This is a genomic window from Saccharothrix ecbatanensis (assembly GCF_014205015.1).
Lineage (GTDB): Bacteria > Actinomycetota > Actinomycetes > Mycobacteriales > Pseudonocardiaceae > Actinosynnema > Actinosynnema ecbatanense.
This window is the reverse complement of sequence record NZ_JACHMO010000001.1, coordinates 8053911-8069679: the sequence shown is the minus strand read 5'-3', so window position 1 is coordinate 8069679 and position 15769 is coordinate 8053911. Positions and strand designations below refer to the sequence as shown.

Genomic DNA, 15769 nt, shown 5'->3' with positions numbered 1-15769 from the left:
TCAGACGATCTCGCCTTCGGCGGCCACGACGCGTCCCGCGTGCACGACCAGTGTGCGCGGGGCCCGGTCCATGACGGCGGCGGTCACCGTGTCGCCCGGCACCACGACCAGGTCGGCCGGCGAACCCTCGGTGAGGCCCAGCGTGCGCCCCATGACGGCCGCGCCGCCCCTAGTGGCGATGTCCACGCACATCTCCACCAGGTCATCGCGGCGGAACCCGTTGCGGTAGGCCAGTTGCCAGGCCCGGTCCAGCATGTCGCCGTTGCCGTACGGGGACCAGTAGTCGCGGATGCCGTCCTGCCCGAGGCCGACCCGAACGCCCGCGCGCCGCAGCTCCCGCAGCGGCAACGGTTCCCGCACGCCCGGCGCGACCGTCGTCACCGCGATGTCGTGCTCCGCCAGCAGCTCCACCAGTTCCCGCTGCCGCTCACCATCCACAGTGGACAGCGCGAACGCGTGGCTGACGGTCGCCTGCCCCTGCATCCCGAGCGCCCGCACGCGCTCGCAGATCAACTCCACCTGGAACGCGCCGAGCGTCCCGCCGTCGTGCAGGTGCACGTCCACCCCGCGCTGGTGCTTCTCGGCCAACCCGAACACCACGTCCAGGTGCCCCACCGGGTCACGGTCGTAGCCCGCCGGGTCTAGCCCGCCGACCAGGTCCGCGCCCGCGCGCAGCGCCGCCTCCAGCAGCTCCGCCGTGCCCTTCTCCCGCAGGATGCCGCACTGCGGGAACGCCACCACCTCGACGTGCGCCCGGCCGCGGTGCTCCTCGCGCGCGGCGAGCACGCCTTCCAGCTTCTCCAGCCCCGAGTCGACGTCCACCTGCGCGTGGCTGCGGACATGCGTAGCGCCGCCGGCGATCGTGCGGGCGAGCGTGTACGTGGCCCGTTGCGCGACCGAAGCCTCGGCGGACCGCCAGTTGCGCCGGTCGTTCTCGATCAGGTCGGCCAGCCCGGCGCCCGCGCTGTGCGGCCGGAACGGCAGGCCGAGCCGGGTGGAGTCCAGGTGCGCGTGGGCGTCGGTGAACGCGGGCAGCAGCACGCCGCCCCGGCCGTCGACCACCGGCACGGCGGGCGGCGGGTCGAGGTCCGGGGCGAACGCCGCGACGTGCCCGCCCTCGCAGAGCACGTCGACCAGGGGTGCGCCGGGGAGGTTTGGCCACGGCCGCACGGAACGGATCAGGAGGTCACCGGTCACCAGGCGACGCTAGCCCCGCCGGATTGAAGTCGCCAGCGATGAGCTTGCCCGGATTGAGCACCCCGGTCGGGTCGAGCGTCCGCTTGACCGACGCCAGCACGTCCAGCCCCAGCCCGCCGATCTCGGCTTCCAGGTACGGCGCGTGGTCCGCGCCCACCGCGTGGTGGTGGCTGATCGTGCCGAGGCCAGTGATGGCCTCGCTCGCGGCGGCCTTGGCGACCTGCCACTGTCCGATCGGATCGGCCGCGTCCCGTGCCGCCAAGGCGGTGAAGTACAGCGACGCGCCGGTCTCGTAGGCGTGCGAGATGTGGCACATGACCACGCACTCGCCGAGCGCGTCGACCAACGCCTCGCGCACCGCGGTGCGCAGCTCGGAGACCTTCGACCAGTGCGTGGCCGTCTCCAGCGTCTCCACGCACACGCCGATCCCCATCAGCGCGTCCCGCTGCCGAGGCCCGTTGAACCGGCCGTGCCGCCACGCCTCGCCGAGCGCCGTGCCGAGCGACACCGCCTTGACCCCGCGCAACGTCTCCGCCCGCTTGCGCTTGACCTCGCCCTTGCTGCCGCCGTGCCAGCCGAGGATCAGCAGGCACGGCTGCCGGACGCCACGAGCCCTCAGGTACGCCTTCAACGCGTCGATCTTCCAGCCGCCGGCCAGCGCCAGCGACACCTCGGTCTCGTCCACATCGGACAGGCGCGTCACGTCGGCCAACACCCGCCGCTGCGCCAGCTCGCGCACCACCGCCGAGCCGCGCGCCCAGCCGTCGACCACGAAACCCTCGTACCGCTCGACCTCCGGCAGCGGCCGGACCCGGAGCGTCACCTCGGTGATGACGCCGAACGCGCCCTCACTGCCCACCACCAGCTGCTTCAGGTCCGGTCCGGCGGCCGACGCGGGCGCGCGGCCCAACCGCCACTCACCCACCGGCGTGGCCAGCCGCAGGCCTTCCACCATGTCCTCGAACCGGCCGTAGCCGGAGGACGCCTGACCGGCCGACCTGGTCGCGGCGAACCCGCCGATGGTGGCGCGCTCGTAGGACTGCGGGACGTGCCCGATCGTCAGCCCGTGCGGGGCGAGCAGCTGGTCGGCCTGAGGCGCGGGCAGACCGGCTTGGAGCACGGCCGTGCGGGACACCGGGTCGACCGAGACCAGCTTGTCCAGCCGGTGCAGGTCCAGCGCGATCACGGCCGCCTTGTCGCCGCGCAACGCGTTCACCCCGCCGACCACGGACGTGCCGCCGCCGAACGGCACCACCGCCACGTCGTGCTCGACGCACACCTTCAGCACCTCGGTGACCTGATCGGGTGACGCGGGCAGCACCACCGCGTCCGGCACTGCCAGGTCACCGGCGCCGCGCTGCCTCAGCAGGTCCACATAGGACAAACCGCCCGCGCGCCCGAGCCGCGAATCACGGTCCACCCGGACGTACCCCGGCCCGACGACGGCGTCCAGCGCCGCGTGCGCGGCCTCCGACAAGGCCGACTCCGGGCTCCCGGGCGCACGCACCTCCGCCACCCGGTCGTCTCGGCTGTCCGCTCGGCTGTCCGCGAGCCCGGTACGCGCACGCAGCCACTTCAGCGCGTGCGGCGGGATCGAGCCCGTGGTCGTGGTCCAACTGCCCCGGAGGGTGTGGTCGATGCGCTCGGTCACCGCTACAGTGTGACACATGACGTCTCAACGTCACAGTGATGACGCCCTCCTCGACGCCGCCCGCGACTGCGTGGTCGAAGTCGGGGTCCGCCGCACCACGCTGACGGACATCGCCAAACGCGCCGGCGTGAGCCGGATGACCCTCTACCGCCGGTTCCCGGACGTCGGCACGCTGGTCAGGGCCCTGATGACCAGGGAGTTCACCAAGCTCCTCGGGCGCATCCCGCCGAGTGGCGACAACGCCAGGCAGCGGCTCGTGACGCAGGCCATCGCGGGCATCCGGCTGCTCGCCGCCGACCCGTTGATGCGGCGCGTGCTCGACCTGGACGCCGAGCTGATGCTGCCGTACCTGGTGCAGCGGCTGGGCAGCACGCAACGGCTGGTCGAGACGTTCCTGGTGGCGCAGATCGAGGCCGGTCACGCGGACGGCTCCATCCGCCCCGGCTCCACCGCCGCCCAGGCCCGCCTGATCCTGCTCACCACCCAGTCGCTGGTGCTGTCGATCCGACCGGCCACCACCGACCTCGACTTCGACGAGCTCCTGACCGAACTCGCCGCCTACCTGAACGCGGCCCTCACATGACGACAGCCCCGAACACTTCACTCAACGCATCCCGCCGCCGCGCCGACCTCGACCACCTGGCCTCGTCCGAAGTGGACCTGCTGGTCATCGGCGGTGGCGTGACCGGTGTCGGCGTGGCCTTGGACGCCGCGTCGCGCGGCCTGTCCGTCTGCCTGGTGGAAGCCCACGACCTGGCGTTCGGCACGTCACGCTGGTCCAGCAAGCTCATCCACGGCGGCCTGCGCTACCTCGCCCAAGGCGAGATCGGCCTGGCGTACGAGAGCGCGGTGGAGCGCGGCATCCTGATGACCCGCACCGCGCCGCACCTGGTCCGCGCGCTGCCACAACTGGTGCCCCTGCACGGCAAGTCGCGCGACCTGATCGTCATGACGGGCCTGCGCGCCGGTGACGCGCTGCGCCGCATGGCCCGCACCCCGTCCCGCGTCCTCCCCGGCCCCCGGCACGTGTCCGCCGTCGAGTCCCTGGCCCTGGCGCCCGGCCTGCGACGCGACGACCTGCGCGGCGGGCTGCTGAGCTTCGACGGTCAGGTGATCGACGACGTCCGGCTGGTGGTCGCGCTGGCCCGCACCGCCGCCGGCCTGGGCGCACGCGTCATCACCCGTGCCCGCGTCACGTCGTTGACCGGCGACGGCGCACACGTCGTGGACGGCCTGACCGGCGCTTCGCTGCGCATCAAGGCGCGGGCGGTGGTGAACGCGACCGGCGTCTGGGCGGGCGACCTGGTGGACGTGAAGCTCCGCCCGTCCCGCGGCTCGCACCTGGTCGTGGCGGCGTCCACCGTGGGCCTGGCCAACACCGCCCTGACCGTCCCCGTGCCCGGCTCCTTCAACCGCTTCGCCCTCGTGCTGCCGCAACAGGACGGCCGCGTCTACATAGGACTGACGGACGAACCGGTGGACGGCCCGATCCCGGACGTCCCAACGGTTCCCCAGTCCGATGTGGACTTCTTGCTCGGAGTCGCCTCGACCGTCCTGGAACGCCCGCTCACCCAAGCCGACGTCCTGGGCTCGTTCGCCGGCCTGCGGCCCCTGCTCGACACCGGCGACGGCCCCAGCGCCGACCTCTCCCGCCGCCACGCCGTGCTCACCCGGGACCGCGTCACCACCATCGTCGGCGGCAAGCTCACCACTTACCGCCGCATGGCCGCCGACGCCGTGGACGCCACCGCCCTCACCACCGTCCGCTCCCGCACCGCCCACCTCCCGCTGATAGGCGCGGGCCTGGCCACCGGTCCCGAACACCTCGTCGCCCGCTACGGCACCGAAGCCCTCCAGGTGGCCGAGATCGGCGAAGTCGCCTGGGCCGTCCGCCACGAAGGCGCCCTGGACGCCGACGACGTCCTGGACCGCCGCACCCGCATCGGCCTGGTCCCCACCGACCGCGCCGACGCGGAACCCGCCGTCACCCGTCAGGTCACCGAAGAACTGTCCGCCCTCACCTGACCGCCCTCACCTGACCGTCCTGACAGCACCGGCACATGCGAAAGGGGACCTCCGACGTGGAGGTCCCCCTTGGCGTTCAGGTCATTCGCCGATGGTCGGCTTCGCCGCCCTCGGCGGCTCCTCGATCAAAGGCTCGCCTTCGAGCCGCACCTTGCGCTGGTGGTCCTTGCCTTCGCCACCCTGGCCCGGTGCGCCCATCATCGGCGCGCCGCCCATCATGCCCATGCCGCCGGCAGCACCACCGGGACGGCCACCGGCGCCACCGGGCGCGCCGGCGCCCGCGCCACCGGCCGGGTTGCCCGCCGCACCGAGCACGCCGGACGAGCCGCCGGCCTGGAGCGTCGACCCGCCACCGGCGCCGCCGCCACCGGCGGCGGCGGCACCGCCACCCGCGAAGCCACCACCACCGCCACCACCGGCGAAGCCGCCACCGCCGCCGCCGCCACCACCGGGCATGGGAGGCATGTCGCCCATCGGACGCACCGGCGGAACGGTCGGCATCGTCGGCACACCCGGCACGGGCCGCGCCTCACCACCCGTCGCGTAGGTCGTCCCGTCCAGCGCGGGCAGCGGGGAGACGCGGCCACCGGTCGAACCACCGTCCGCCACCCAACGACCCGGCTCCCAGTGGCCACCGCCACCGGACCCGCCGGAACCGCCGGACCCACCGCCGACCGTCGGCGGCCGGCTGACCACCGGCCCGCTCGGACCACCGGCGTAGAAGCCGGAGTCGTTCGTGTCGCCCCCGTAACCCCCGCCGCCCAACGTCGGCGGACGGCTCACCACGGGTCCACCCGTGCCGCCGCCACCGCCCGAGCCGGACGGGTTCGTCGTGCCGCCCGGAGGCGCCGTGTAACGCCGGTCCGCGTCACGGCGCATGTCGGCCAACTGCTGCTCCGTCAGCCCCACACCGCCCTGCGTCAACCGCGGCCCCGAACCGCCGCCGCCGGACCCGCCCTTGTTGGACGACGTCATCGCGGTGATCGCCTGGAGGATCTGCTTGGCGGTCTGGGCGATCTGCGCGACCGACTTGATCAGGTCGATCAGCTTCTTGAGCGAGTTGCCGAGCTTCTGGAGGAAGTCCGCGAGCTTCTTGGCGTAGTTGCACGCCATCTGCACGATGTCCGCGATCGCCGCCCCGATGGCCGCGCCGAACGTCAGGAACGACGCGGCGAGCCACTGGATGATCTTCATGACCATGTCCGACACGGCCTGGCTGATCAGGTCCATGATGGTCTTGCGCACGGTCGCCACCAGCTCGCCCGCGCCCTTGGCCGCGCGCGAGATCCCCTGTGACGCCTTGGCCAGCGTCTCCAGCCCGGAGGCGTGCTTCTTGCTCGCCGCGCGGTAGCCGTCGGCCGAACGGCCCTGCCAGGTCCGGGTCTCCTCCACCGACGTGCGCCGGTAGTCGGCGACGATGCCCTGGATCTGCTTGGCCGACGACGACCAGCTGTCGGACATCTTCTGGATCGCCTGCGGGTTGCCGAGCAGCGCGTCGAACGGCTCGCGCAGGAAGTCGACGTGCTGCATGGCCCAGCTGAACCCGGCGGACAGGAAGCCCGACAACGGGTTGCTCGCCATGCCCACGATGCCCATGGCGGTGTTCGCCATGCCCAGCCCGGCCTGCACCCAGTCGCCGCGCTCGACCGCGGCGACGGTGCCCTGCACGTCCCCGATCAGGTGCGCCGGGTCACGGCCTTGTCCGGCGGAGTTCCCGGTGGTGGCTTGAGCGTTCATCCGCGTGCCTTTCCGGTGAATCCGAACGCGTTGTCGAGGTCGACGTTCTCGTAGAGGTCGGCGACCTCCCGGAGGCCCTGGCACATGTCGGCGACGGTCTCAGTGGCCTGGCCGAGGATGTCCTGGGACGAACCGGCGGCCTTGAGCAGGAACTCGGCCAGGAACGAGCCGAACACGCCGAACGCGTCGGTCGACAGCGACGGGTCGGCGGTGTTCGTGGCCGCGAGCATCCGCTGCGTCAACTGGTCGACCGTGCCTGCGTGCGCCCGGACCTCCGCCGGGTTCACGTTGAACGATTCGAACATGGTCATCTACCCCTTGCTCAGGCCATGACATCTGGTGGGTTGGTGAAGTAGTCGTCGTCGGGCCTGGTGTCTCGACGCTGGATCTCAGGCTCCGGTTCCACCACGTCCGTGTCATCACCCGAATAGCCGTTCGGCATCTTGGACTTCACGAACTCCAGCGCCGGGCTGTCGCCGACGAACTCCGTCATGATCTCGACGACCTTGCCCGCGGCGGCCCGTTGCGCCTGCGCCACCGCGGTCATGATCGCGCCGGAGATCCGCTCCGGGTCCTCACCGCGCAGCTGTGGCCGCAGGATCAGGTCGGTCAACGCGCCCGCGGCGTTGACGCTGACCGTGATCAGGCCGTCCGGCGACGTGGCGCTGCCGCCGACACCGCCCAGCTGCGACTCGGCCTGGGCGGCGTTCCGCTTGGCCTGCTCGATCTTCTCTCCGTACTGCGCGAGCCACTGGTCCGGCTCCATGTTCACCCCTCACGGCAACGGGGCTTGCGGCCCTACTGCGCATCCGACCCGTCGACAGTCGATTCGGTTCCCGGCGACGTATCGTTTCACCGAAACGCGATTTCCGTGACCGCGACCTGCGGATACCACCATCCGGCCTATTCCGTGAATTGTTTACTTGCCGTTCTGTTGGGTTTTCGCAACACTTCGTAGCATGAGTCCGGTACGCCGGGGTCCCGGTCAGCCCATCCACAACAGGATCGGGGTGCTCCGGGTCGAGCGGGGAATGACGAGGGCGGCACTGGCCGAGGCGGTGGAGGTCAACCCGCAGACGATCGGCGCGTTGGAGCGGGGCGACCACTACCCCAGCCTCGACCTGGCGATGCGGATCTGCGACGTGTTCGACCTGCCCGTCGAGGCGGTGTTCAGCCGCGCGCCGTTCGAGCCGCTGTCCACCCAGGTCTACCGCTAGGCCGGGGTGCACGCCGGGAACCGCAGGTCGCGACAGGAGGAGAGCACCGTGGCACAGGGCCGCACCTTTTCGGGCGTGCTGGAGATCGACCGGGTCTCCAAGCGCTACGGGGAGGTCGTCGCGCTGGACGGGATGACCTTCGACGTGCGGGCGGGCGAGCTGTTCGGGTTCGTCGGCAGCAACGGCGCGGGCAAGACGACCACGATGCGCATCGCGCTGGGCGTGCTCGCCGCCGACTCGGGCGAGGTCCGCTGGAACGGCGCGCCGATCACGTTCGAGACCCGCCGCCGGATCGGCTACATGCCCGAGGAGCGCGGCCTGTACCCGAAGATGAAGGTGCACGACCAGTTGGTCTACCTGGCGGAGCTGCACGGCCTGTCCACCAACGCCGCGCACCGCTCGGCGGACAACTGGATCGCCCGCCTCGGCCTGCGCGACCGCAGGCACGACGAGGTGCAGAAGCTCAGCCTGGGCAACCAGCAGCGCGTGCAGCTGGCCGCGGCCCTGGTGCACGAGCCGGACGTGCTGGTGCTGGACGAGCCGTTCTCCGGCCTGGACCCGGTGGCGGTGGACGTGATGAGCCAGGTGCTGCGCGAGAAGGCCGCGAGCGGCGTCCCGGTGGTGTTCTCCAGCCACCAGCTCGACCTGGTGGAACGGTTGTGCGACCGGGTCGGCATCGTCCGCAGCGGCACGCTCGTCGCCTGCGGTTCGGTGGACGAGCTGCGTGCCGGCGGCCGGACGCGGCTGGTGGTGGACGCACCCAGAGCGCCCCTCGGCTGGGCCGACCACCTGCCCGGCGTGCGGTCCGCGCACACGTCCTCCGGCCGCACGGTCGTGGACCTGGACGCGGAGGCCGACGACCAGGTGGTGTTGCGCGCCGCCCTGGAAACGGGGCCGGTGCACGAGTTCTCCCGGCAGCGGCCGTCGCTGACCGAGTTGTTCCGCAGCGTGGTGACCGAGGAGTCCGCGGCATGAGCAGCCTCACCCCCGGCCGGGCGGTGTTCCTGGTGGCGCGCCGGGAGTTCCTGGGCAAGGTGCGCACGAAGTCGTTCCTGTTGGGCACCCTGGTGATCGTCGCCGTGATGGCGGGGTACGTGCTGTTGCAGGCCGTGCTGTTCGACGACGCGGGCCGCGACCGGATCGCGTTGAGCGGTCAGGCGACCGTGCTGGCGGAGCCGTTGAAGCAGACCGCCCGGTCGTTCGGCCGCGAGGTGGAGACGGTCGACGTCCCCGACGCGGCGGCGGCCGAGGAGCGGGTGCGGTCCGGTGACCTGGACGCCTTGATCACCGGCGCGCCGGACGCGTTGCGCGTGGTGGTGAAGGAGTCCCTGGGCGACGACCTGCGCAACTCCATCGACCTGATCGTCAAGCAGCAGGTGCTGAACGCGCAGTTGGCCGAGGCCGGTCTGGATCCCGCTGTGGTGGCGCGGAACGTCGAGCGCGCGGGCGTGGACGTGGTGGCGCTGGAGCCGGAGGACGACCGCAAGGGCCAACGGCTGGTGATCGGCCTGGTGATCGCGGCGCTGCTGTACTACTCGCTGCTGGTCTACGGGACGATGGTCGCGCAGGGCGTGGTGGAGGAGAAGTCCAGCCGGGTGGTGGAGATCCTGCTGGCCACGCTGCGGCCGTGGCAGCTGCTGCTGGGCAAGGTCATCGGGCTGGGCGCGGTGGGGTTGCTGCAACTCGTGCTGATCGGCGGCATCGGCCTGGCGCTGTCGTCGGTGTCCGGGGTGATCGACGTCGCGGGCGTCGCCGGAGGGGCGCTGGCCACCGGTCTGCTGTGGTACCTGCTCGGGTTCTTCCTGTACGCCACCATCTTCGCGGCGGCGGCGTCGCTGGTGTCGCGGCAGGAGGAGCTCCAGTCGGTTCTGACGCCGATCAGCATGTCGATCGTGGTGGCGTTCGTGGTCGGCATCAACCTGATGATCACCGACCCGACGGGGACCACGGTGACGGTGCTGTCGCTGCTGCCGCCGTTCGCGCCGATCCTGATGCCGGGCCGGATGGCGATGGGCGCCGCGCCGACGTGGCAGGTGCTGCTGGCCATCGTGCTGGCCCTCGCCGCCGTCGCCGCGATCACCTGGCTGGCGGGCAAGGTCTACTCGAACGCGGTCCTCCGCACCGGCGCCCGCGTCCGCCTGCGGGACGTGCTCCGCTGACGCGCGCTAGTCCTTGATGGTCTCGTAGCGCGCGAGTGCTTCTTGGCGCTCGTGCGCGTGGTCCACGATCGGATCGCGTGGCCGGTGCACGGCCTTGCCGGGGATGCCGCGCAGTTCGGGGACGTACTCGCGCACGTAGTCGCCGTTCGGGTCGAACTTCTCGCCCTGCGCGACGGGGTTGAAGACGCGGAAGTACGGCGCGGCGTCCGTGCCGGTGCCGGCGGCCCACTGCCAGCCGTGCTGGTTGGAGGCGAGGTCGCCGTCCACCAGGTGGCGCATGAAGTGCCGCGCGCCCCACCACCACGGCAGGTGCAGGTCCTTCACCAGGAAGCTCGCCACGACCATGCGGACGCGGTTGTGCATCCAGCCCTCGCGCAGGAGCTGGCGCATCCCCGCGTCCACCAGCGGGTAGCCGGTCCGGCCCTCGCACCAAGCCTCGAACCGCTCGCGGTCGTCGTCCAGCCTCATCCGGTCGAACTTGCGGTTGTAGTTGCGGCGGGCGGACTCCGGCTGGTGCCACAGGACGTCCGCGTAGAAGTCGCGCCACGCGAGTTCGGTGCGGAACGCCTTCGCGCCCTCGCCGCGGCCCAGGTCGGCGAGCAGCGTCCGGGGGTGCACCACGCCCCACTTCAGGAACGCGGAGAACCTGCTGGTGCCGTCCAGGTCGGGCCGGTCCCGGCGGGCGGCGTAGTCGGGCAGCTTCTCGTCCCGGAACGCCTGCCACAACGCGCGGACGTCCGGCAACCCTTCCCCTGCGGGCAACCCTTCGCCGGCAGGCAGCCCTTCCCCGATGTCCGGCCGCACCCAGTCCACGGTGGACGCGTCGGTGTCGGCGGGCGGGCGCCACCCGTGGTCCAGCCAAGCCTTGGCGAACGGCGTGAACACCCGGTACGGAGTCCCGTCGGACTTGGTGACCCGGCCCGGCGTCACCGCGTACGGCGACCCGGCCCGCACCAGCTCGACCCGCTCCGCCACCGCCGCGTCACGCACCCGCCCGTACGGACCCGTGTCGGCGGAGACGTGCACCGAGGACGCCCCGACCGCTGCGGCGACCCGGGGCACGACGTCCACAGGGTCGCCCTCGACGACGACGAGCCGCCCGCCGAGCTCCCGGTCCAGCGACCGCAGGCACCGGTGCAGGAACTCGACCCGCAGCCGGCCCGAGGCGGTCAGCAGCACCGGGTCGAGCACGAACAGCGCCAGCGCCCGCGACGCCCTTCCGGACGCGGCCCGGATCGCCGGGTGGTCGTGGGTCCGCAGGTCGCGCCGGAACCACACCACGGTCGAGGAGTCCACGGATCGACCCTAGGAGCGCCACCGGAGCCCCGCACGACGGACGGGGCCCCGCACGACGGAAAGCCCGCACCGTGACGGGTGCGGGCTTTCTCGAAGGTGCGTGGAGCGGGTGGGTCAGCGCTGGTCGAGCGGCACGAAGTTGCGCTCGGGGGCGCCGGTGTAGACCTGCCGCGGGCGGCCGATCTTGGTGGCCGGGTCCTCGATCATCTCGCGCCAGTGCGCGATCCAGCCGGGCAGCCGGCCGAGCGCGAACAGCACGGTGAAGAACTTCGTCGGGAAGCCCATCGCCCGGTAGATCAGACCGGTGTAGAAGTCGACGTTCGGGTACAGCTTCCGCTCGACGAAGTAGTCGTCGGCGAGCGCCGTCTCCTCCAGCTTCTTCGCGATGTCCAGCAGCTCGTCCGAGGCGCCGAGCTTGCCCAGGATCTCGTCCGCCGTGGTCTTGATGATCGCGGCACGCGGGTCGTAGTTCTTGTAGACCCGGTGGCCGAAGCCCATCAGGCGGACGCCGTCCTCCTTGTTCTTGACCTTGTTCACGAACGCGGCGACGTCACCGCCCTCGCGCCGGATCTTCTCCAGCATCTCCAGCACCGCGGAGTTCGCGCCGCCGTGCAGCGGGCCGAACAGCGCGTTGATACCGGCCGAGATGGACGCGAACAGGTTCGCCTCGGACGACCCGACCAGCCGCACGGTCGACGTGGAGCAGTTCTGCTCGTGGTCGGCGTGCAGCACGAACAGCAGGTCGAGCGCCTTCACCAGGTCCGGGTCGACGTCGTACGGCTCGGCCGGGAAGCCGAACGTCATGCGCAGGAAGTTGTCCACCAGACCCAGGGAGTTGTCCGGGTACAGGAACGGCTGGCCCACGGACTTCTTGTAGGCGTACGCCGCGATGGTGGGCACCTTGGCCAGCAGGCGGATCGTGGAGATCTCCACCTGGTTGGCGTCGAACGGACTCAGGCTGTCCTGGTAGAACGTCGACAGCGCGGAGACCGCCGAGGACAGCACGGGCATGGGGTGGGCGTCACGCGGGAAGCCGTCGAAGAACCGTTTCAGGTCCTCGTGCAGCAGCGTGTGCCGGTTGATCTTGGAGGAGAACTCCTCCAGCTGGGCCTGGGTCGGCAGCTCACCGTAGATCAGCAGGTAGCTGACCTCGGTGAAGTTCGACTTCTGGGCGAGCTGCTCGATCGGGTAGCCGCGGTAGCGCAGGATGCCCGCGTCACCGTCGATGTAGGTGATCTCGGAGGAGCAGGACGCGGTGTTGACGAACCCGCTGTCCAGGGTGACCAAGCCGGTGGTGGCCAGCAGCTTGCCGAGATCGACACCGGACGCACCCTCGGTGGCCGGTACTACCTTCATCTCGTGCTCTCCGCCCGGATGGCGCAGCGCGACGGTGGTGTCGTTCGGCGCAGTCGTCGCGTCGGGCATGCAGAGTCCCTCTCACGCTAGAACGGGGCGGCCAGTGCGGGTCTCGCACGCCTGCGCGCGCGGGCGTAGGACCGCCTCGCGCCGCAGCACCACCCCGTTGGGGTCCTGTCAGTTCTCCCACGCTAGTCAGCGGACGACCCGCCCCACAGTCGCGGTGTGAACCGATTCTGCGAGTGGGACCGGCATCACATCCGGATGCATGGGTGGCTAGCGTGCGTCCGACCACCGTAGCCCTTTAGGGCTGTTCCTCCACCTCACGCGGGGTGAGAGCTAGGTCATCTCCAGCTCGCGTTTGAACGGCGGCTCCGCACCCGCCCTGGAGCACGTGACGGCCGCCGCGGCGCCCGCGTAGGCAAGCGCTTCACGCCACTTCCCGGCGTCCAGACCTCGGACGGCCTCGACGGAGAGCGCGTCGTGGTCGTGCAGCCAGGCCAGCAGTGCGCCCTGCACGGTGTCGCCCGCGCCGATGGTGTCGACCACGTCCACGGGCGTCGGTGGGACGCGAATCACGTCGCCTGTGGCCGTCAGCACGCCCAGCCCGTCGCCGCCGCGGGTGAGCACGACGGCGGCCGGCCCGGCGCCCTGCCAGTCCCGCACGACGTCCAGCACCTCGTCCTCGGGGGCGTCGTCGGGCAGCTCGGCCAGCCACCGGGCGTCGTCCACGGACACCTTCAGCAGGCCCACGTGCGGCAGCCACGAGTCGTACCGGTCGCGGTAGGCCATCGGGTCGTGGATGAGGCTCGCACGGATGTTCGGGTCCAGCACGGTCAGCGCGCCGCGCTCGGCCTCACGCCACAGCACCCGCTCGTACGTGCTCGCGCCCGGCTCCAGCACCATCGACAGCGTGCCGAACGAGACGGCCTTGGTGCCGGCGGGCAGCGGTCCCGGATCGGTGACCTGGCGGTCCGCCGTGCCCTCGACGTAGAACGAGTACCGCGCCGACCCGTCGTCCGTCAGGCCGACCACGGCCAACGTGGTGGGTTGGTCGCCGCGTTGCACCAGGTCGGTGCGCACGCCGGACGCGTGCAGCCGTTCGATCAGCCGGTCGCCGAACAGGTCGGACGACACCCGGGACAGGAAGCCAACGGGCGCTTCGAGCCGTCCGGCGGCCACGGCCACGTTGTACGGCCCGCCACCGAGCCTGGGCGCCAAGGTCCCCTCGGGCGTGGGCACCAGGTCGACCAGCGCCTCACCAGCAACGACGATCACGACCGGCTCCGTTCTCTCCGCAACCCGTCCAGCAGCAGTTCACCCAGCGCGGTGAACGCCTCGGCGTCCGACACGCCCGCGCGCCGGGGCAGCACACCGGTCTGGATGCTCTCGATGAGCAGACCGGCCATCTCGGCGATCAGCGTCGCATGCACGTCCCGGAAGACGCCGTCGCGGACGCCCTCCTGGATGAATTCGCGGATCCGTTCGGCCGCCGCGCGCGCATTGCGCTCGTAAGTGCGGCGCGTGGGCCCGAACGCGGCCACATCGGTGATGAACTGCGCCGACGCCCGCCGCAGCTCCTCCGCCGCGCCCGCGAGGTACGTGCCGACGCGGACGCGCACGTCCTCGACGCCGGCGATCCGCTGTTCGATCCGCTCCGACGCGCCCTTGAAGTACCGGCCGACGACCCGCACGGCGAGCTGTTCCTTGCTCGACGCGAGCACGTACAGCGTGGACTTCGAGCAGTGCAGACGGGAGGCCAGGTCGTCAAGGGTGAAGTGCGCGAAACCTTCGGCGAGCACCAATGCCTCAAGCCGGCCGAGCAGCTCCACCTGACGTGGTGTCAGCGGCCGGCGCACGATCGAGGTCATAGTCCTCAACTCTGTCACAGCGCCTGGCGGCAGTACTGGAGTACGTCCTACAGTACTGGTACCAGTACTTCGCAACGCGGCCACAAGCCGTCCCGTACCGGAGGTCGAAGATGCCCGCCGAGCGCCTGCTACCTACCACCGAGGCCGAGGACCTGCTCGCCCTCGTCCGCGAGATCGCCCGTGACGACCTCGCGCCGCACGCCGCCGAGGCCGAGGAGCACGAGGTCTTCCCGCGCGACAAGTTCCGGCTGCTGGGCAAGGTGGGCCTGCTCGGGCTGCCGTACCCGGAGCGGTTCGGGGGCGCCGAGCAGCCGTACGAGGTGTACCTCCAGGCGTTGGAGGAGGTGGCGTCGGCGTGGATGTCGGTCGCCGTCGGGCTGTCGGTGCACGTGATGTCCAGCTACGGGCTGGCGACGTTCGGGAGCGAGGAGCAGAAGGCGCGCCGGCTGCCGGAGGTCGTCGCGGGTGACCAGCTCGGCGGGTACGCGCTGTCGGAGTCGCACGCCGGTTCGGACGCCGCCGCGCTGTCCACCCGGGCGGTCCGCGAGGGCGACCACTACACCGTCAACGGCACCAAGGCGTGGATCACGCACGCGGGTGTGGCGGACTTCTACACGTTGATGGCCCGCACGTCCGACGACGGCGGCAAGGGCATCAGCTGCTTCCTCACGCCGGGCCACGTGGACGGCCTGACGGCGGCGAAGCCGGAGCGCAAGATGGGCCTCACCGGCTCGATCACCGCGCAACTCCAGTTCGACGGCGTGCGGGTGGACGCCGACCGCCTGATCGGGGCGGAAGGCGACGGCCTGAAGATCGCACTGTCCGCTTTGGACTCCGGCCGCCTGGGCATCGCCGCTTGCGGTGTGGGTCTCGCCCAAGCGGCCCTGGACGAGGCCGTCGCGTACGCCAAGCAGCGCAAGCAGTTCGGCCGCCCGATCATCGACTTCCAGGGCCTCGAGTTCCTGCTGGCCGACATGGCCGCCGCGGTCGAATCCGCCCGCGCCACCTACCTCGAAGCCGCCCGCCGCCGCGACCGCGGCCTCCCGTTCCGCCGCCAGGCCGCGATCGCCAAACTGATCTGCACCGACACCGCGATGAAGGTGACCACCGACGCCGTCCAGGTGCTCGGCGGCGCCGGCTACACGCGCGACTTCCCGGTGGAGCGCTACATGCGTGAGGCCAAGGTGCTCCAGATCTTCGAGGGCACCAACCAGATCCAACGAGTAGTGATCGCCCGAGACCTCCGCCGCTAGCATCGAC

At 71.3% G+C, this 15769-nt stretch carries 15 protein-coding genes; 6 read left to right on the top strand and 9 right to left on the bottom strand.

Annotated elements, in window-relative coordinates; all coding sequences use genetic code 11:
- Positions 1 to 1197, bottom strand: a complete 1197-nt coding sequence (locus tag F4560_RS35580; RefSeq protein WP_184927481.1) for an amidohydrolase — start codon at positions 1195 to 1197, stop codon at positions 1 to 3.
- Positions 1187 to 2848 carry an FAD-binding oxidoreductase gene (locus tag F4560_RS35575; protein WP_184927480.1) on the bottom strand — a complete coding sequence of 554 codons (1662 nt, stop codon included), beginning with the start codon at positions 2846 to 2848 and terminating at the stop codon, positions 1187 to 1189. The genes F4560_RS35580 and F4560_RS35575 overlap by 11 nt, the downstream gene beginning before the upstream one ends.
- Before the next feature lie 16 nt (positions 2849 to 2864).
- Here F4560_RS35575 and F4560_RS35570 point away from each other — a divergent pair, with 16 nt between their 5' ends.
- Together F4560_RS35570 and F4560_RS35565 are read left to right on the top strand one after the other, a co-directional pair.
- The gene (locus F4560_RS35570) at positions 2865 to 3431 is read left to right on the top strand and encodes a TetR/AcrR family transcriptional regulator (protein WP_184927479.1); all 567 of its coding nucleotides are present in this window, start codon (positions 2865 to 2867) and stop codon (positions 3429 to 3431) included.
- Positions 3428 to 4873 (top strand): glycerol-3-phosphate dehydrogenase/oxidase, encoded by a 1446-nt coding sequence (locus F4560_RS35565; protein ID WP_184927478.1) that lies wholly within the window; start codon positions 3428 to 3430, stop codon positions 4871 to 4873. The genes F4560_RS35570 and F4560_RS35565 overlap by 4 nt, the downstream gene beginning before the upstream one ends.
- A gap of 81 nt (positions 4874 to 4954) precedes the next feature.
- On the opposite strand, the gene F4560_RS35560 is transcribed toward F4560_RS35565, so the two are convergent.
- Genes F4560_RS35560 through F4560_RS35550 form a run of 3 tightly spaced genes read right to left on the bottom strand, consistent with a single transcriptional unit; the run spans position 4955 to position 7376 of the window.
- A complete protein-coding gene (locus tag F4560_RS35560; protein WP_184927477.1) occupies positions 4955 to 6610 on the bottom strand; it encodes a WXG100 family type VII secretion target in 1656 nt (551 codons plus the stop codon).
- Positions 6607 to 6921 carry a type VII secretion target gene (locus F4560_RS35555; protein WP_184927476.1) on the bottom strand — a complete coding sequence of 105 codons (315 nt, stop codon included), beginning with the start codon at positions 6919 to 6921 and terminating at the stop codon, positions 6607 to 6609. Before F4560_RS35555 ends, F4560_RS35560 begins: the two co-directional genes overlap by 4 nt.
- An 11-nt stretch (positions 6922 to 6932) precedes the next feature.
- The gene (locus F4560_RS35550; RefSeq protein WP_184927475.1) at positions 6933 to 7376 is read right to left on the bottom strand and encodes a YbaB/EbfC family nucleoid-associated protein; all 444 of its coding nucleotides are present in this window, start codon (positions 7374 to 7376) and stop codon (positions 6933 to 6935) included.
- 193 nt (positions 7377 to 7569) lie between these two features.
- On the opposite strand from F4560_RS35550, the gene F4560_RS35545 reads away from it, so the two are divergent.
- The 3 genes from F4560_RS35545 (at position 7570) to F4560_RS35535 (ending at position 9986) form a co-directional block, all read left to right on the top strand.
- The gene (locus tag F4560_RS35545; RefSeq protein WP_184927474.1) at positions 7570 to 7827 is read left to right on the top strand and encodes a helix-turn-helix transcriptional regulator; all 258 of its coding nucleotides are present in this window, start codon (positions 7570 to 7572) and stop codon (positions 7825 to 7827) included.
- 132 nt (positions 7828 to 7959) lie between these two features.
- The gene (locus F4560_RS35540) at positions 7960 to 8802 is read left to right on the top strand and encodes an ABC transporter ATP-binding protein (protein WP_184929587.1); all 843 of its coding nucleotides are present in this window, start codon (positions 7960 to 7962) and stop codon (positions 8800 to 8802) included.
- On the top strand, positions 8799 to 9986 hold the full coding sequence (locus F4560_RS35535; RefSeq protein ID WP_184927473.1) for an ABC transporter permease: 1188 nt from the start codon (positions 8799 to 8801) through the stop codon (positions 9984 to 9986). The genes F4560_RS35540 and F4560_RS35535 overlap by 4 nt, the downstream gene beginning before the upstream one ends.
- A gap of 6 nt (positions 9987 to 9992) precedes the next feature.
- On the opposite strand, the gene F4560_RS35530 is transcribed toward F4560_RS35535, so the two are convergent.
- From F4560_RS35530 to F4560_RS35515, 4 genes are all read right to left on the bottom strand, one after another.
- Positions 9993 to 11282 carry a cryptochrome/photolyase family protein gene (locus F4560_RS35530; RefSeq protein WP_184927472.1) on the bottom strand — a complete coding sequence of 430 codons (1290 nt, stop codon included), beginning with the start codon at positions 11280 to 11282 and terminating at the stop codon, positions 9993 to 9995.
- Positions 11283 to 11396: 114 nt separating this feature from the next.
- Entirely contained in the window at positions 11397 to 12707 is a 1311-nt protein-coding gene (locus F4560_RS35525; RefSeq protein ID WP_184927471.1) for a citrate synthase, read from the bottom strand.
- Between the two features lie 270 nt (positions 12708 to 12977).
- A complete protein-coding gene (locus F4560_RS35520) occupies positions 12978 to 13916 on the bottom strand; it encodes a carbohydrate kinase family protein (RefSeq protein WP_184927470.1) in 939 nt (312 codons plus the stop codon).
- A complete protein-coding gene (locus F4560_RS35515) occupies positions 13913 to 14509 on the bottom strand; it encodes a TetR/AcrR family transcriptional regulator (RefSeq protein WP_184927469.1) in 597 nt (198 codons plus the stop codon). Before F4560_RS35515 ends, F4560_RS35520 begins: the two co-directional genes overlap by 4 nt.
- Before the next feature lie 110 nt (positions 14510 to 14619).
- On the opposite strand from F4560_RS35515, the gene F4560_RS35510 reads away from it, so the two are divergent.
- The gene (locus F4560_RS35510; protein WP_184927468.1) at positions 14620 to 15762 is read left to right on the top strand and encodes an acyl-CoA dehydrogenase family protein; all 1143 of its coding nucleotides are present in this window, start codon (positions 14620 to 14622) and stop codon (positions 15760 to 15762) included.
- Positions 15763 to 15769 lie beyond the last annotated feature (7 nt).